Origin of the sequence: Microcella frigidaquae (genome assembly GCF_014200395.1) — a bacterium.
GTDB lineage: Bacteria > Actinomycetota > Actinomycetes > Actinomycetales > Microbacteriaceae > Microcella > Microcella frigidaquae.
In genome coordinates, this window is record NZ_JACHBS010000001.1 from 2401228 (window position 1) to 2417883 (window position 16656).

The window sequence follows — 16656 nt, forward strand, 5'->3', positions numbered from 1 at the left end:
AAAACCCCTCGTGGACGCAAACACGGTTCTCGCCGAGATCAGCGGCAACATCGCCACCGTCGGCTACGGCCTCTCGGCGATCGGTGCCGGTATCGGTGTGGGCATCGTCGTCGGCAAGACGATCGAGTCGGTCGCGCGCCAGCCCGAGCTCCAGGGCCGCCTGACGGTCCTCATGTACATCGGTATCGCCTTCACCGAGGCGCTCGCGTTCATCGGTATCGCGACGTACTTCATCTTCACGAACTAGGAATCCGCACATGCTCGCAGAGCTCATCGTTGCGGCGGAGGAGACCCCGAACCCGCTGCTTCCGGCGTGGTACGACATCGTCTACTCGCTGATCCCGTTCATCCTCGTCCTGCTGCTGTTCTGGCGGGTCGTCCTGCCGCGCATGCAGAAGACGCTCGACGAGCGCGCCGCGCTCATCGAGGGCGGGATCGCGAAGGCCGAGTCGGCCCAGGCCGAGGCCCAGGCGGCCCTCGAGCAGTACAACGCGCTGCTCGCCGAGGGGCGTGCCGAGGCCGCGAAGATCCGCGAGCAGGCCCGCGCCGAGGGTGCGGCGATCCTCGCTGAGCTCAAGGAGAGCGCGCAGGCCGAGGCAGCGCGCATCACCGCGAACGCTCAGCTGCAGATCGAGGCCGAGCGCCAGGCGGCGCTCGTCTCGCTGCGGGCCGAGGTCGGCTCGCTCGCGCTCGATCTCGCCAGCGGCGTGATCGGTGAGACCCTGTCGGACGACAAGCGCGCGAGCGCCCTCGTCGACCGCTTCCTCGCCGAGCTCGAGAGCGACACCGCGTCGAAGAAGGCGGCCAAGTAACGATGGGCTCCGCGACGCGCAGCGCTCTCGAGACGGCCCGCACCGCGCTGGCCGCCGCGAAGGGCGTCGACCTGTCGGCCGGCGAGCAGCTGCTCGCCGCCGCCCGCACGATCGGTTCCTCGCCGCAGCTGCTGAGCGCGCTCGCCAATCCGTCCGCCGATGCCGCCGGTACCCGGGCCCTTGTCGCGACGGTGTTCGCGAAGCTCGGTGCCACGGCTCGCGGCCTGCTCGACGTCGTGGTGAGCAGCCGCTGGTCGAGCGGCGACGACCTGCTCGCCGGCATCGAGGAGCTGGGCATCCGCGCCATCGCCGCCTCGGCGTCGGAGGCCGGCCGCATCGAGGCCGAGCTCTTCGAGCTCGGTCGTGCGATCACCTCGGATGCCGAGCTCGAGCTCGCGATCGGCAGCAAGCGCGGCTCGGCCGAGGGCAAGCGGTCGCTCGTGACCGGCCTCCTCGGCGGCGCCGCGCTGCCGCAGACGGTCGCGATCGCCGAGCACCTCGTGCAGCAGCCGCGCGGCCGCCGCATCGGCGAGCTGGTGCGCAGCGCGGTCACCACGGTCGCCGACACCAGCGGCAAGGGCGTCGCGACCGTGACGGTCGCCCGGCCGCTCTCGGCGTCGCAGCTCGCCGCGGTCACCGCCAGCATCGCGCGCCGCTACGGCCGCGAGCACGTCATCAACCAGGTCGTCGACGCCGCCCTGGTCGGCGGAGTGCGGGTGCAGGTCGGCGATGAGGTCATCGACGGCAGCATCTCGTCGCGCCTGGCGGATGTGAGACTTCAGCTCGCCGGCTAGGCGCAGCTCACCGACAACCAGACGAGCAGCCGCACGGGTGCTCGAACGAATAAGGGAAGAACATGGCAGAACTGACGATCAGCCCGGACGAGATCCGCGACGCGCTGAAGAACTTCGCGAAGTCCTACGCCCCCGGCAAGGCTGTCGCCACCGAGGTCGGTCACGTCATCGACGCCGCCGACGGCATCGCCCACGTCGAGGGCCTGCCGGGCGTCATGGCCAACGAACTCATCCGCTTCGCCGACGGCACCCTGGGCCTCGCCCAGAACCTCGACGAGAACGAGATCGGTGTGGTCGTGCTCGGTGAGTTCACCGGCATCGTCGAGGGCATGGAGGTCACCCGCACCGGCGAGGTCCTCTCGGTGCCCGTCGGCGACGGCTACCTCGGCCGCGTCGTCGACCCGCTCGGTGCGCCGATCGACGGCCTCGGCGAGATCGCCAGCGAGGGCCGCCGCGCCCTCGAGCTCCAGGCCCCTGGCGTCATGCAGCGCAAGAGCGTGCACGAGCCCCTGCAGACCGGCATCAAGGCCATCGACGCCATGATCCCCGTCGGCCGCGGCCAGCGCCAGCTGATCATCGGCGACCGCCAGACCGGCAAGACCGCGATCGCGATCGACACGATCATCAACCAGAAGGCGAACTGGGAGTCGGGCGACGTCACCAAGCAGGTGCGCTGCATCTACGTCGCCATCGGCCAGAAGGGCTCGACCATCGCCGCGGTGAAGGGCGCCCTCGAGGAGGCCGGCGCGATGGAGTACACGACCATCGTCGCGGCTCCCGCCTCCGACCCCGCCGGCTTCAAGTACCTCGCCCCCTACACCGGATCGACCATCGGCCAGCACTGGATGTACGGCGGCAAGCACGTCCTGATCATCTTCGACGACCTGTCGAAGCAGGCCGAGGCCTACCGCGCCGTGTCGCTCCTCCTGCGCCGCCCGCCGGGGCGCGAGGCGTACCCCGGTGATGTCTTCTACCTGCACTCCCGCCTGCTGGAGCGCTGCGCCAAGCTCTCGGACGAGCTGGGCGCCGGCTCGATGACCGGTCTGCCGATCATCGAGACGAAGGCCAATGACGTCTCGGCGTACATCCCGACCAACGTGATCTCGATCACCGACGGCCAGATCTTCCTGCAGTCCGACCTGTTCAACGCGAACCAGCGCCCCGCGGTCGACGTGGGTATCTCGGTCTCGCGCGTCGGTGGCGACGCCCAGGTCAAGAGCATCAAGAAGGTCTCCGGCACGCTCAAGCTCGAGCTGGCCCAGTACCGCTCGCTCGAGGCCTTCGCGATGTTCGCGAGCGACCTCGACGCCGCCAGCCGTCGTCAGCTCGCGCGCGGCGCCCGCCTGACCGAGCTGCTCAAGCAGCCGCAGTACTCGCCGTACCCGGTCGAGGAGCAGGTCGTCTCGATCTGGGCCGGCACCAAGGGCAAGCTCGACACGATCGACGTCGACGACGTGCTGCGCTTCGAGGCCGAGCTGCTCGACCACCTCCGCCGCAACACGAGCATCCTCACCACGCTGCGCGAGACGAACGTTCTCGACGACGCCACCGAGGCCGAGCTCGAGAAGGCCGTCGACGCCTTCGTCGTCGCCTTCCAGGGCGGCGAGGAGGGCGGCGTGCACGCCGGCAACGAGCAGTTCGAGGCGACCGAGGCCGAGGACATCAACCAGGAGAAGATCGTCCGCCGCAAGAAGTAGGGCTCCGGGCGCGCCGCGCCCGGCATCCTGCTCGCCTCGGCGACGACCACACCCCCGAAACGACCAAGGAACGGAACCAGCACATGGGAGCGCAACTTCGGGTCTACCGGCAGAAGATCCGTTCTGCCCAGACGACCAAGAAGATCACGCGCGCGATGGAGCTCATCTCGGCCTCGCGGATCCAGAAGGCGCAGGCGCGGATGGCGGCCTCGGGCCCGTACGCGCGCGCGGTGACGCGTGCCGTGTCGGCCGTCGCGACCTACTCGAACGTCGACCACGTGCTGACCACCGAGCGCGAGAACCCCACGCGCGCGGCGGTCGTCGTGTTCACCTCCGATCGCGGTCTCGCGGGCGCGTTCAGCTCGCAGGTGATCCGCGAGGCGAACGAGCTGCGCACGCGCCTGGAGGACGAGGGTCGCGAGGTCGTGAACTACCTCATCGGCCGGAAGGCGGTCTCGTACTTCGCCTTCCGTCGCCGCGCGGCGGAGAAGCAGTGGACCGGTAACACCGACCAGCCCGAGTTCGCGACCGCGAAGGAGATCGCCGACACGCTCGTCGACGCCTTCGTGCTCGGCGGCGCGGCGGGCGGCGTGGATGAGATCCACATCGTCTACAACCGCTTCGTGAGCCTCGTCACGCAGACGCCCGAGATCGTGCGCGTGCTGCCGCTCGAGGTCGTCGACGGCGTCGAGGAGCCCGGCTCCTCCGACGTGCTGCCGCTCTACGAGTTCGAGCCCGAGGTCGACAAGGTGCTCGACGCGCTGCTGCCGGTGTACATCGAGAGCCGCATCTTCAACGCCATGCTGCAGTCGGCCGCCTCCGAGCACGCCGCCCGCCAGAAGGCGATGAAGTCGGCCAGCGACAACGCCGACAAGCTCATCCTCGACTACACCCGCCTGGCGAACAACGCCCGCCAGGCCGAGATCACCCAGCAGATTTCCGAGATCGTGGGCGGCGCCGACGCCCTGTCTTCGGCGAACTAGGAACAGGAAAAGGGAAAGCACCCATGGCCACGACCACGAAGAAGAAGCCCGCCGCTCAGGCCGCGACCGCCGGGGTGGGCCGCATCGCCCGCGTGACCGGCCCGGTCGTCGACATCGAGTTCCCGCACGACGCCATCCCCGGCATCTACAACGCGCTCTCGACCACCATCACGATCGGCGACACGAGCAGCGAGCTCATCCTCGAGGTCGCCCAGCACCTGGGTGACGACCTTGTCCGCGCCATCGCCCTGAAGCCCACCGACGGTCTCGTCCGCGGCCAGGAGGTGCGCGACACCGGCTCGCCCATCACCGTGCCCGTCGGGGACGTTACCAAGGGCAAGGTGTTCAACGTCACCGGTGATGTGCTCAACGCCGAGCCCGGCGAGACCATCGAGGTCACCGAGCGCTGGCCGATCCACCGCAAGCCCCCGGCCTTCGACCAGCTCGAGTCGAAGACGCAGCTCTTCGAGACCGGCATCAAGGTCATCGACCTCCTCACCCCCTACGTGCAGGGTGGCAAGATCGGCCTCTTCGGCGGCGCCGGTGTCGGCAAGACCGTCCTCATCCAGGAGATGATCCAGCGCGTGGCGCAGGACCACGGTGGTGTGTCGGTGTTCGCCGGTGTCGGTGAGCGCACCCGTGAGGGCAACGACCTCATCAAGGAGATGGAGGAGGCCGGCGTCTTCGACAAGACCGCCCTCGTCTTCGGCCAGATGGACGAGCCCCCGGGAACCCGTCTCCGCGTCGCGCTCTCGGCCCTGACGATGGCCGAGTACTTCCGCGACGTGCAGAACCAGGACGTCCTCCTCTTCATCGACAACATCTTCCGCTTCACGCAGGCCGGTTCCGAGGTGTCGACGCTGCTCGGCCGTATGCCCTCCGCCGTGGGCTACCAGCCGAACCTCGCCGACGAGATGGGCATCCTCCAGGAGCGCATCACCTCGACCCGCGGTCACTCGATCACCTCGCTGCAGGCGATCTACGTGCCGGCCGACGATTACACCGACCCGGCCCCGGCGACGACCTTCGCGCACCTCGACGCGACGACCGAGCTCAGCCGTGAGATCGCGTCGAAGGGTCTCTACCCGGCCGTCGACCCGCTGACCTCGACCAGCCGCATCCTCGACCCGCTCTACATCGGCGAGGACCACTACCGCGTGGCCACGACGGTCAAGCAGATCCTCCAGAAGAACAAGGAGCTGCAGGAGATCATCGCGATCCTCGGTGTCGACGAGCTGTCGGAGGAGGACAAGATCACGGTGTCGCGTGCGCGCCGCATCCAGCAGTTCCTCTCGCAGAACACCTACATGGCGAAGAAGTTCACCGGTGTCGAGGGCTCGACCGTTCCGCTGAAGGACACCATCGAGTCGTTCGACGCGATCGCCAAGGGCGAGTTCGACCACGTGGCGGAGCAGGCCTTCTTCAACGTCGGCGCGATCAGCGACGTCGAGGAGAAGTGGGCGCAGATCCAGAAGGAGAACGCCTAGCCATGGCCGAGCTCACGGTGAGCGTCGTCTCGGCCGACCGCGAGGTCTGGTCGGGGCGCGCCAAGCAGATCGTGGCGCGCACCACCGAGGGCGAGATCGGTGTGCTGCCGGGCCACGAGCCCCTCCTGGGCATCCTGAGCGCGGGCGAGGTGCGCATCACCCCGACCGAGGGCGACGTCATCATCGCCCAGGCGGAGGACGGCTTCCTCTCGGTCGAGAACAACACCGTCACGATCGTCGCCGGCGCCGCCGCGCTCATCTAGCCGCGTGCGGCCGGACGGCTCGGCCGTGAGATTCCTGCTGCCCCCGTCGGAGACGAAGCGCGACGGGGGAGCAGGCGGACCACTCGCCCTCGAGCGCCTGTCGTTCGCCGGTCTGACGGATGCGCGGCGCACCGTGCTGGAAGCCGTCGAGGCGCTGGCCCGCGACCCCGAGGCAGCGGCGCGCGCTCTGAAGCTGAGTGCGAAGGCCGCCGCAGCCGAGGTGCCGCGCAACCGCGCGCTGCGCACCAGTCCGACGATGCCCGCGATCGAGCGCTACACGGGGGTGCTGTACGACGCCCTCGCCGTGGCCGACTGGGCGACGGATGCCCGCGCGCGCGCCTCGGAGCACCTCCTGGTGCACTCCGCCCTGTTCGGCCTGCTCGGCGCCGATGACCCCGTGCCCGCCTACCGCCTCTCGCACGACTCGCGGCTGCCGGGCCTGCGTCTGCGCGCCCACTGGGCCGCGGCCGCCGCGGCCGTGCTGGAGTCGCTGCCCGGCCCGCTGATCGACCTGCGGTCGGAGGGCTATGCCGAGCTGGGCCCGCTGCCCGACCGCCCCGACGCGCTGTTCGTGCGCGTCGTCGCGATCGGCGACGACGGGGTCGCGCGCGCGCTCAACCACTTCAACAAGAAGGGCAAGGGGGAGTTTCTCCGGGCCCTGCTGTCGGCGGGCCCGGTGCCGTCGACGGTGGACGAGCTGTGCGCGCGAGCCACGGCGCTCGGCTGGCCGCTCGCCCGCATCGAGGCGTCGAGGTCCGTCTCCGGTCGAGACGAGCTCGAGCTTGTCGTGCCGGGCACCCTGCCTCCGCGCCCGACGAGGGCGCCCCGCGCGCCCGCCCGCTGAGCCTGTCGCTGAGCTAGCCGACCGTGCCGGCCGCTGGGCCCGCCGCCGCGCCCGCCGCGTCAGGCCGCGCGCCAGCAGCCTTCGACGTGGTCGTCGACGAGCCCGGCCGACTGCATGAGCGCATAGGCGGTCGTCGGGCCGACGAACCGGAGCCCGCGCGCCTTCAGGGCGCGCGCGAGCGCGACGGATTCCGGGGTCTGCGCGGGCAGTTCCGCGAGGGTCCGGGGCCGGGGCCGCGAGCCCTCGGGCCGGTGGCTCCAGATCAGGCTGTCGAGCGCGCCCGGCTCGAGGGCGAGCCAGTCGCGCAGCACACGGGCGTTCGCGATGGTCGCCTCCACCTTGGCGCGGTTGCGGATGATGCCCTCGTCGCCGAGGAGCCGGGCGATGTCGGCGTCGCCGTAGTCGGCCACGAGCCGCCAGTCGAAAACGTCGAAGGCGCGGCGGAAGCCCTCGCGCCGGCGCAGGATCGTGATCCACGACAGTCCGCTCTGGAAGGCTTCGAGGCTGAGCTTCTCGAACAGGGCGCGATCGCCCCGCAGCGGGACGCCCCATTCCTCGTCGTGGTAGCGCTGGTACTCCGGGTCGCGGCCGACCCAGCCGCAGCGGGCCCGTCCGTCGTCGCCGATGTGCACGGCGGCGCTCATCGGTGCGCGATGCCCTCGTGGTCGAGCAGCCAGGCCTTCGTCGTGACCCCGTCGCCCGCGCTGTAGCCGGTGATGCGCCCGTCGCCGGCGAGCACGCGGTGGCAGGGGATGAGCAGTGGGACGGGGTTCGCGCCGACCGCGCCGCCCACGGCGCGGCCCGCGGTGGCCCGCCCGGTGGCTCGCCCGAGCTCGCCATAGCCCCGCACGGCGCCGAACGGGATGGCTCGGAGCTGCTCCCAGATCGCCTGCTGGAAGGGCGTGCCGCTCACCCGCACCGGGACGTCGAAGTCGCGCCGCCGGCCGGCGAAGTACTCGGCAAGCTGCGCGGCCGCCCGCTGGAGCACCGGGGTCGGGTGATCCGGCGCGCCGTCGCTGGAGAGGCGCCCGGCCGCCGCGATCTCGAGCCCGGTGACCGCCGTGTCGTCGCCGCGGAGGGCGATGCGACCGAGGGGAGAGTCGATGACGAGCAGCCCCGAGGGGGCGGGAAGAGGAGACATGCTCCGAGGCTAGCCCGCGGCGAGCATCCGGCACCGGCGGTTTTCGGACACGAGGATGGGCGCGCCCTCAGCCGTGGCACGGGAGGATGGGTGCATGACCGCGATGCCGCTGCGCCCGCTGGGCGACTCCGACCTGCTCGTCTCCGCCGTCGGACTGGGCTGCAACAACTTCGGCCGTCCCGGGTCCGCAACGGAGGACCAACGCGGCACCGATCGGGTGCTGCACGCCGCCATCGACCACGGCATCACGCTGCTCGACACGGCCGAGATGTACGGCTACGAGCACGGCCGCAGCGAGGCGATGATGGGCGTCGCGCTGGCCGGACGCCGCGATCGGGTCGTCATCGCGAGCAAGTTCGGCAACGCCGACTTCAAGAATCCCGAGCTGCGGGATGTGCCGCACGGCTCACGGACGTACATCCGGACGGCCGTCGAGGGCTCGTTGCGGCGCCTGCGCACCGACTACCTCGACTTGTACCAGCTGCACACCCCCGACCCGCAGACGCCCATCGACGAGACGCTCGCGGCCCTGCACGAGCTCGTCGACGCCGGGCTCGTGCGCGCGATCGGGCACTCGAACCTCGACACCGCGCAGACCATCGAGGCCGACGACGCGGCACGGGCTGGTGGCCACCCCCGGTTCGTGTCGGCCCAGCTCGAGTACAGCCTTCTTGCCCGCGGGCTCGACGCCGAGCTGCTGCCGCTACTCGAGAGCCGCGACATCGGTCTGCTGCCGTACTACCCGCTCGCGAACGGCCTGCTGACCGGCAAGTTCAGCCGCGAGGGCGGGCCCGCCGACTCGCGCATCATGCGCCAGCGCCCGCACGTCGCCACCGACGCGCCCTGGGATGCGCTGGACTCCTACCGCGTGCTCGCAGCCGAGCAGGGCATCGGGATGCTCGAGGCGACGGTCGGCTGGCTGCTCAGCCGCCCGGCGATGGCCTCGGTGATCGCCGGCGCGACGACGGTCGAGCAGGTCGCCCAGAACGCGGCCGCCGCTACCGCGTGGACGCCCGACACGGAGGCCCTGGCCCGCATCGACGCCCTCTTCCCGGTGCCGACCGCTTAGGGTTCCGCGGGCGGTTCGGCACCCGGCTCGAGCGGTTCCGGATCGATGTTGAGCTCCTTGCCCAGCGCGGCCGCCTGGGCGTTCAGCGCCTCGAACTGCTCGACGAGAGTGTTGTACTCGTCGACCTTCGCGTTGGTGGCGTCGATCGAGCGGGTGAGGGCGTCCTGCCGCTGGATGAGTGCGCGCCGGTCGCGCTGGAAGGCCTCCTGGCTCGTGTAGCCGCCGGGGCGGGCGGCGCGCGCGTTGAACGCTTCGATGTCTGCCTCGAGCCGTCGGGCGACCCGTTCCGCCGCATCCTGCTCGGTCGCGATCTCCGCGGCGAGCCGCTCGAGCTCGGCGTTCAGCCGCTCGAGCTCGGCCTCGAGCTCCACGAAGATCGCCTCGACCTGCTGCCACAGCGCGACGACCTGGCCGCGGTCGTCGAACCACCGGGCGTAGTGCGCCTCGAGCACGGGGGACAGGTCGGCGATCTCCGTGCCGACGATCGCGTACAGTTCCGGGATGCGCGACGCGGGATCCGCCGCCTCGTAGGCCGCGACGCGCTCGGCGAGCTCGCTGTCCGGTGCGATGCCGGCGAAGACCTCCTCCAGGGGTGCCGCGAGCGCGGCCTGCTCCGCCTCGGAGAGCCTGTCCCACGCCGCGTGCAGCATCTCGTGCGCGGCGACGACGACCTCGAAGTCCTGCAGGTCGACGTTGACGATGTCGAAGAGCGCGATGCGGCCGTCGGCGAGCGTGTAGCAGCCGAGCACCCCGACCCCCGGCTCGCGACCGCCGCAGACCTGGTCGAAGTCGAGCTCGCTCAGCACGCGGGGCTGGCTGGCGTAGAACAGGAAGCGGCCTTCGTCGCTCATCGCGGCCCGGCTCGCGTATCCGGCAATGGCCGGCGTCGGCTCGTACTGCCAGACGGTGAGGGTGTCGCTGACCAGGCGCGGGTTGGCCGCCGCCCAGGCGAGCCCGCCGAGCAGCACCGCCTGTGCCGCGATGCAGATCCCGGCGACGACGAGGAGAACGGCTCGGCCCGCACGGCCGGGCGGGCGCCGGTTCCGGTCGGGCTCGCTCATGGCCTCCACGCTACCGGCGACCGACCGCTCAGCCGGCGAGGACGGCGATCGCGGCGTTGAGCGTCGTGGCGAACAGCGACCAGAACCAGTAGGGCAGCAGCAGTGCAGCGGCGGCGCGGCTGACATCGCCGAACCGGATGATCGTGGCGAGGATCACGATGTCGATCACGACGACCAGCACGAGCGCGGCCCACAGCCCCGGCGCGCCCACCAGCTCGCCGAGCCCGAAGAAGACGGGGGTCCAGAGCGCATTGAGGGCGAACTGGGCGACGTACAGCCGCAGGCCGCGTGTGCGGGCCTCCGAGTCGGGCGCTCGCCAGACGAGCCAGCCGGCGACGGCGATCAGCACGTAGAGGACCGCCCAGACGGGCCCGAAGACCGCGTCCGGTGGCGCGAACATCGGCTTGGGGGCGGCCGCGTACCAGCCCTCGATCGGTCCGGCCGAGATGAGGCCGCCCAGGCTCCCGACGGCGGCGGCGATCGCGAGCAGGGTCACCAGCACGGCGGCCGAGCGGGTTCCCCTGCGGTCGGGCGCGGTGCGCGCCGAGCGGTCGACGACGGATGCGGAGGCTGCAGCCGCGGCGGGCGTGCGAGCCGCATCCGGACGCGCGCCCGGTCGTGTCGCCGTCATGAACCCTCCTCCCGCAACCAGGCGAGAGTAGAGGGCCTACCTCCGAGCAGCCTGCGCGCGTCCTGCACGCTTCATCGGTGCGGTCCCGGTGCGGGCCGGGGAGGCGGTCTCAGTTGATCACCGCGATGCTGACCGTCAGCGAGGCGGCGAAGACCACCCACACGAGGTACGGCACCATGATCAGCGCGGCGACCCGGTGAATCGGCCAGAATTCGACGATCGTGGTCGTGATGGCGACCAGCAGCAGCAGGTGCACGGTGAGGGACAGCCACATCGCGGTCACGCCGATCGCGGGGTAGAGGGCGAAGAACAGCGGCGACCATAGCGCGTTGAGCACGAGCTGCACGACGTACAGGGTGAGGGCCCGGTCGATGCGCCGCCGGTGGCGCTCGCGCCAGACGAGCCACGCGGCCACCGAGGTGGCGAGGTAGAGCACGGTCCAGACACCCGCGAACACCTCGTTGGGCGGGGTCCAGGCGGGCTTCGCCGTTGCCGCGTACCAGCCCTGGATGGAGGGCTGCGAGATGGCCGAGCCGAGCTGCGCCGACAGCACGTTGACACCGATGATGATGCTCAGCACCAGCGCTGAGAGCGCGATCGGCCGGGTGCCGCCGCGTGGGGCGGTGCCCGGCGTCACCGTGCCTGTCATGTCCGTGCCCGCCCTGTCAGTGGCCGATGAGCGGACTCATCGCGCGGGCGATGAGGGAGGATCGGCCGGTCGCGCGCTCCTCGGCGTCGGCGGCGGTCATCGCCAGGAGCCCCGCGTTCGCTCCGGCGAAGCGCAGCGGCTCGGGCTCCCAGTCGGGGGAGCGGTGGCCGACCCAGGGCAGGCGCGTGAGCGCGGTGTCCTGCCCGGTGATCAGGTCGGCGAGGGTCCGGCCGGCCAGGTTCGTCGTCGACAAGCCGTCGCCGACATAGCCGCCGGCATAGCCGATGCCGGTCGCCGGGTCGTACTGCACGCTCGCATGCCAGTCGCGGGGAACCCCGAGCGGGCCGCCCCAGCGGTGCTCGGCCTCCAGCGGGGGCAGCTGCGGGAACATCTCCTGCAGCGTCGCGACGAGATGCGCGAACACCCGATCGACCCGATCGTACTCGTCGCGGATCGTGCTGCCCCAGTGGTAGCGGGCGCCGCGGCCGCCGAAGGCGATGCGGTTGTCGGCGGTGCGCTGACCGTAGATGATCAGATGGCGGCCGTCGGAGAACGTCTGGCCGTGCTCGATGCCGAGCTCGTCCCAGACCGCCTCGTCGAGGGGCTGGGTCGCGATCATGAGCGAGTACAGGGGAAGGATGCGCCGCCTGAGCTGCGCGGTGGCCGCGCCGTAGCCCTCCAGGGCGAGAACGATGTGACGCGCCCGCACCGTACCGCGGTCGGTGCGCACCCGGCCCGTCTCCCAGTGCTCCGCGGTGGTGTGCTCGTAGATCGTCGCTCCGCGCTGCTCGACAGCGCGGGCGAGACCGCGGACGAGGGCCGCGGGGTGCACCCGCGCGCACGCCGGGTCGTAGACGGCACCGCGGGCGTCTCGAGCGTGCACGCTGTCGGGGCCCCACAGTTCGAGCCGGTCGACGCCGAGCCGCTGTGCCGCGGCGACCTCATCCTGGGCGGCGCGCCACTGGGGCTCCGAACGCGCGTAGACGATGGTTCCGCCCTTCGCGTAGTCGCAGGCGACTCCCGCCTCGGCGGCCGCGCGACCGACCTCGTCGACGGTGTCGATCATGGCCTGCCGCATGGCGATCGCCGACTCGCGCCCGTAGCGCTTCTCGAGCGAGGCCGCGGAGGCCGGGAACAGGGCGCTCGCCCAGCCGCCGTTGCGACCGGACGCGCCGAAGCCGGCGATGCGCTTCTCGATCAGCGCGATCCGCAGCGTCGGGTCGCGGCGCTGCAGCTCGTAGGCGGTCCACAGCCCGGTGAGTCCGGCCCCGACGATGGCGACGTCGGTGTCGACGTCGCCATCGAGGGCCGGGCGCGGGGTCAGCTCATCGTCGACCGTCGCGTGCCAGAAGCTCAGTCCGCGGTAGTCGTGCTCGGCGCTCAGTGCGTGCTCCCGGGGAGGTCGTGCCGGCTAGAGCCGGTTGGAGGCCTCGGTCAGGACCGCGCGCAGGATGCGCTCGATCTCGTCGAACTCGGCCGGACCGATGGTGAGCGGCGGCGCGAGCTGGATGACGGGGTCTCCGCGGTCGTCCGCACGGCAGTAGAGACCGGCGTCGAACAGTGCCTTCGACAGGAAGCCGCGCAGCAGGCGCTCCGATTCGTCAGCGTTGAACGTCTCCTTGGTCTCCTTGTTCTTCACCAGCTCGATGCCGAAGAAGTAGCCCTCGCCGCGCACGTCGCCGACGATCGGGATGTCGAGGAGCCGCTCGAGCGCCGCACGGAATTTCGGAGAGTTCTCCCGAACGTGCGCGAGGATGCCCTCCTCCTCCATGATGGCGATGTTCTCGAGCGCGACAGCCGCCGACACCGGGTGCCCGGCGAAGGTGTAGCCGTGGTAGAACGCCGTCTGGCCGTGCTTGAACGGCTCGTAGATGCGGTCGCTGACGATCATCGCGCCGAGCGGCGAGTAGCCGCTGGTGAGGCCCTTCGCCGAGGTGATGATGTCGGGCACATAGCCGAGGGCCGTGCAGGCGAACATCTCGCCGATGCGGCCGTAGGCGCAGATGACCTCGTCACTGACGAGCAGCACGTCGTACTGGTCGCAGATCTCGCGCACGCGCTGGAAGTAGCCGGGGGGCGGCGGGAAGCAGCCGCCCGAGTTCTGCACGGGCTCGAGGAAGACGGCGGCGACCGTGTCGGGGCCCTCGAAGAGGATCGCCTCCTCGATGCGGTTGGCGGCCCACTGGCCGAACTCCTCAAGCGAGCCGTGGAAGCCCATCTCCTCGGCGCGGTAGTAGTTGGTGTTCGGCACGCGGAAGCCACCGGGCGTGAGCGGCTCGAACATCTCCTTCATGCCGGGGATACCCGTGATCGCCAGGGCGCCCTGCGGGGTGCCGTGGTACGCGATCGCGCGCGAGATGACCTTGTGCTTCATGGGCTTGCCGGTGAGCTTGAAGTACTGCTTCGCGAGCTTCCAGGCCGACTCGACAGCCTCGCCGCCGCCCGTGGTGAAGAACACGCGGTTGAGATCGCCGGGGGCGTAGTCGGCCAGCTTGTCGGCCAGCTCGATCGCGGTCGGGTGCGCGTACGACCAGAGCGGGAAGAACGCGAGCTCCTCCGCCTGCTTGCGCGCCGCCTCCGCCAGCCGCTCCCGGCCGTGGCCGACCTGCACCACGAACAGGCCCGAGAGGCCGTCGATGTACTTCTTGCCCTGCGAGTCGTAGATGTGGTGGCCGTCGCCGCGCACGATGATGGGCACGCCGTTGCCGGCCTCCATGCCGCTCTGGCGTGCGAAGTGCATCCAGAGGTGGTCCTTCGCCTTCTGCTGCAGATCGGCCTCGGTGGCGGCGTCGAGCGCCGCGCCGACGGGCGCGATCGGGGCGTCGATGGTCATGGTGTGCTCTCTTTCATGGTGGTGCGGCGCTCCGTGCGTCGTGTGCTCGGCGGTCGTCGCAGTGGTCGCTGCCTTTTTGCGGAAGATGCTCATCGGGTTCCCCAGTTGTAGTGCTGCTTGTGCAGGCGGAGGTAGACGAAGGTCTCGGTGGACTGCACGCCGTCGATCCCGCGGATCTTCGTATTGAGCAGTTCGATGAGGTCGTCGTCGTCCTCGCAGACGACCTCGGCGAGGATGTCGAAAGTGCCGGCGGTGAGGACGACGTAGTCGACGGCGCGGAGGCGGCTGAGCTCATCCGCCACGTGCCGGGTGTCGCCGCTCACGCGGATCCCGATCATCGCCTGCCGGTAGAAGCCCAGCTGCATCGGGTCGGTCACGGCGACGACCTGCATGACGCCCGCCTCCGTCAGCTTCTGCACCCGCTGGCGCACGGCGGCCTCGCTGAGGCCCACGGCCTTGCCGATCTCGGCGTACGAGCGGCGGCCATCGGTCTGCAGCTGCTCGACGATGGCCTTCGACACCTCGTCGAGGTGGAGAGGCTTGCTGCGCGGTGCCATGGGCCGATTCTGACAGTGATGCGCCAGGAATACAAGCGAATCCGAATCGATGCGCCGCATTTCACCACTGAATCCGTCGCCATAGGGCTGGATGCTCACCGCGAGCCGCGATACAGTGGCGCCATGAGCGACCGCATCCTGCGCAACGTCATCGGCGGCGAGTCCGTCGAGAGCGCCACCGACACGTACCTCGACCTGATCGACCCGGCGACCGAGGAGGTCTACGGGCGTGCGCCGGTCAGCACGGCGGCCGAGATCGACGCCGCCTACGCGGCCGCGTCGTCGGCGTTCCGGCACTGGGGCCGCACCACGCCGGCCGAGCGCCAGCTCGCGCTGTTCCGCCTCGCCGACGCGATGGCCGAGCGCGCCGACGAGTTCGCCGACCTCGAGTCGCAGGACACCGGCAAGCCGCGCGCCACCCTCGTCGCCGACGAGATCGACCAGTCGGTCGACCAGCTCCGCTTCTTCGCGGGGGCCGCGCGCGACCTCAACGGCCGGTCCGCGGGCGAGTACCTCGCCGGCCACACCTCCTACGTGCGCCGCGAGCCGATCGGCGTCATCGGCCAGGTCACGCCCTGGAACTACCCGCTCAACATGGCGGTGTGGAAGATCGCGCCGGCCATCGCCGCGGGCAACACCGTGGTGCTCAAGCCCTCCGACACGACCCCCCTCGCGACCGTCCGGCTGGCCGAGCTCGCCGCCGAGATCCTCCCCGCGGGGGTGCTCAACGTCGTGATGGGCGACCGCACCACCGGCGCGGCCCTGCTGCAGCATCCGACCCCCCAGATGGTCGCGATCACCGGCTCGGTGCGCGCTGGCATGGAGGTCGCGAAGGCCGCCTCCAGTGACCTCAAGCGCGTGCACCTCGAGCTCGGGGGCAAGGCTCCGGCCATCGTGTTCCCCGACGCCGACCCGCAGACGGTCGCCGAGGGCCTCGTGCTCGCCGCCTACTTCAACGCCGGCCAGGACTGCACGGCCGCGACCCGCGTGATCGTGCACGAGTCGGTGCACGACGAGGTCGTCGCCGCGCTCGTCGCCCGCGCCGCGACGCACGCCGTGACCGGCGGCCCGCGCGAGGAGGGCGTGTTCTACGGCCCGCTCAACAACGCTGCCCAGCTGGAGCGGGTCTCGGGCATCGTCGACCGGCTTCCCGCGCACGCCGAGATCGTCGCCGGTGGGGCGCGCCAGGGCGACCGCGGCTACTTCTTCCCGGCCACCATCGTCACCGGCATGCGCCAGGAGGATGAGGCGGTGCAGGAGGAGATCTTCGGGCCGGTGCTGACCGTGCAGACGTTCCGGACCGAGGAGGAGGCGCTCGCCCTCGCCAACGGCGTGCGGTACGCGCTCGCCTCGTCGGTCTGGACGAGCGACCACGGCCGTGCGATGCGGTTCTCGCGCGACCTCGACTTCGGCTGCGTCTGGATCAACACGCACATCCCGTTCGTGTCCGACATGCCGCACGGCGGGTTCAAGCACTCCGGCTACGGCAAGGACCTCTCGCACTACGGCTTCGAGGACTACACGCGCCTCAAGCATGTGATGTCGTACATCGGCTAGCCGATGTACGACAAGATGGCGCTGCGTTTTCCGGCGGCCCGTGAGGGCCGCCGGGACATCGGCTAGCCGATGTACGACAAGATGGCGCTGCGTTTTCCGGCGGCCCGTGAGGGCCGCCGGGACATCGGCTAGCCGATGTACGACACGATGGCGCTGTGTTTTCCGGCGGCCCGTGAGGGCCGCCGGGACATCGGCGAGCCGATGTACGACACGATGGCGCTGTGTTTTCCGGCGGCCCGTGAGGGCCGCCGGGACATCGGCGAGTAGGCAGTATCGGC

The 16656-nt window shown here is 70.7% G+C and carries 19 protein-coding genes; 11 read left to right on the forward strand and 8 right to left on the reverse strand.

Annotated elements, in window-relative coordinates; translation table 11 throughout:
• The first annotated feature begins 10 nt into the window (after nucleotides 1–10).
• From atpE to BJ959_RS11820, 8 genes are all read left to right on the forward strand, one after another.
• Nucleotides 11–247: an ATP synthase F0 subunit C gene (gene atpE / locus BJ959_RS11785; RefSeq protein ID WP_153982398.1), complete on the forward strand. Its 237-nt coding sequence runs from the start codon at nucleotides 11–13 to the stop codon at nucleotides 245–247.
• Nucleotides 248–257: 10 nt separating this feature from the next.
• Nucleotides 258–812, forward strand: coding sequence for a F0F1 ATP synthase subunit B (locus BJ959_RS11790; RefSeq protein WP_153982399.1), 555 nt, complete (start codon nucleotides 258–260; stop codon nucleotides 810–812).
• Between the two features lie 2 nt (nucleotides 813–814).
• Nucleotides 815–1606, forward strand: coding sequence for a F0F1 ATP synthase subunit delta (locus BJ959_RS11795; protein WP_153982400.1), 792 nt, complete (start codon nucleotides 815–817; stop codon nucleotides 1604–1606).
• A gap of 62 nt (nucleotides 1607–1668) precedes the next feature.
• Complete coding sequence (gene atpA, locus BJ959_RS11800; protein ID WP_153982401.1) at nucleotides 1669–3303, forward strand: F0F1 ATP synthase subunit alpha; 1635 nt, start codon at nucleotides 1669–1671, stop codon at nucleotides 3301–3303.
• Between the two features lie 83 nt (nucleotides 3304–3386).
• Nucleotides 3387–4286: a F0F1 ATP synthase subunit gamma gene (locus BJ959_RS11805; RefSeq protein WP_153982402.1), complete on the forward strand. Its 900-nt coding sequence runs from the start codon at nucleotides 3387–3389 to the stop codon at nucleotides 4284–4286.
• Between the two features lie 23 nt (nucleotides 4287–4309).
• Complete coding sequence (atpD, locus tag BJ959_RS11810) at nucleotides 4310–5773, forward strand: F0F1 ATP synthase subunit beta (protein WP_153982403.1); 1464 nt, start codon at nucleotides 4310–4312, stop codon at nucleotides 5771–5773.
• 2 nt (nucleotides 5774–5775) lie between these two features.
• Nucleotides 5776–6036, forward strand: a complete 261-nt coding sequence (locus BJ959_RS11815; protein WP_153982404.1) for a F0F1 ATP synthase subunit epsilon — start codon at nucleotides 5776–5778, stop codon at nucleotides 6034–6036.
• A gap of 25 nt (nucleotides 6037–6061) precedes the next feature.
• Entirely contained in the window at nucleotides 6062–6880 is an 819-nt protein-coding gene (locus BJ959_RS11820) for a peroxide stress protein YaaA (protein WP_153982405.1), read from the forward strand.
• Between the two features lie 59 nt (nucleotides 6881–6939).
• Here BJ959_RS11820 and BJ959_RS11825 read toward each other — a convergent pair whose 3' ends face one another.
• Nucleotides 6940–7524: a DNA-3-methyladenine glycosylase I gene (locus BJ959_RS11825; protein ID WP_153982406.1), complete on the reverse strand. Its 585-nt coding sequence runs from the start codon at nucleotides 7522–7524 to the stop codon at nucleotides 6940–6942.
• Entirely contained in the window at nucleotides 7521–8021 is a 501-nt protein-coding gene (locus BJ959_RS11830) for a methylated-DNA--[protein]-cysteine S-methyltransferase (RefSeq protein WP_153982407.1), read from the reverse strand. Before BJ959_RS11830 ends, BJ959_RS11825 begins: the two co-directional genes overlap by 4 nt.
• A 94-nt stretch (nucleotides 8022–8115) precedes the next feature.
• Between BJ959_RS11830 and BJ959_RS11835 the strand changes: the two genes are divergently transcribed.
• Nucleotides 8116–9090 (forward strand): aldo/keto reductase, encoded by a 975-nt coding sequence (locus BJ959_RS11835; RefSeq protein ID WP_153982408.1) that lies wholly within the window; start codon nucleotides 8116–8118, stop codon nucleotides 9088–9090.
• On the opposite strand, the gene BJ959_RS11840 is transcribed toward BJ959_RS11835, so the two are convergent.
• From BJ959_RS11840 to BJ959_RS11865, 6 genes are all read right to left on the reverse strand, one after another.
• Nucleotides 9087–10151 (reverse strand): hypothetical protein, encoded by a 1065-nt coding sequence (locus BJ959_RS11840; RefSeq protein WP_153982409.1) that lies wholly within the window; start codon nucleotides 10149–10151, stop codon nucleotides 9087–9089. The genes BJ959_RS11835 and BJ959_RS11840 overlap by 4 nt on opposite strands.
• Before the next feature lie 28 nt (nucleotides 10152–10179).
• Nucleotides 10180–10782, reverse strand: a complete 603-nt coding sequence (locus tag BJ959_RS11845) for a TspO/MBR family protein (RefSeq protein WP_153982410.1) — start codon at nucleotides 10780–10782, stop codon at nucleotides 10180–10182.
• Between the two features lie 109 nt (nucleotides 10783–10891).
• Nucleotides 10892–11431, reverse strand: coding sequence for a TspO/MBR family protein (locus BJ959_RS11850; protein ID WP_153982411.1), 540 nt, complete (start codon nucleotides 11429–11431; stop codon nucleotides 10892–10894).
• 16 nt (nucleotides 11432–11447) lie between these two features.
• Entirely contained in the window at nucleotides 11448–12815 is a 1368-nt protein-coding gene (locus BJ959_RS11855) for an FAD-dependent oxidoreductase (RefSeq protein WP_153982412.1), read from the reverse strand.
• A gap of 27 nt (nucleotides 12816–12842) precedes the next feature.
• Entirely contained in the window at nucleotides 12843–14264 is a 1422-nt protein-coding gene (locus BJ959_RS11860) for an aspartate aminotransferase family protein (protein ID WP_153982413.1), read from the reverse strand.
• Between the two features lie 89 nt (nucleotides 14265–14353).
• On the reverse strand, nucleotides 14354–14821 hold the full coding sequence (locus BJ959_RS11865; RefSeq protein ID WP_153982414.1) for an Lrp/AsnC family transcriptional regulator: 468 nt from the start codon (nucleotides 14819–14821) through the stop codon (nucleotides 14354–14356).
• A 123-nt stretch (nucleotides 14822–14944) separates the two neighbouring features.
• Between BJ959_RS11865 and BJ959_RS11870 the strand changes: the two genes are divergently transcribed.
• Together BJ959_RS11870 and BJ959_RS12890 are read left to right on the forward strand one after the other, a co-directional pair.
• Nucleotides 14945–16378, forward strand: coding sequence for a gamma-aminobutyraldehyde dehydrogenase (locus BJ959_RS11870; protein WP_153982415.1), 1434 nt, complete (start codon nucleotides 14945–14947; stop codon nucleotides 16376–16378).
• 135 nt (nucleotides 16379–16513) lie between these two features.
• On the forward strand, nucleotides 16514–16645 hold the full coding sequence (locus tag BJ959_RS12890; protein WP_279535903.1) for a hypothetical protein: 132 nt from the start codon (nucleotides 16514–16516) through the stop codon (nucleotides 16643–16645).
• Nucleotides 16646–16656: the final 11 nt, after the last annotated feature.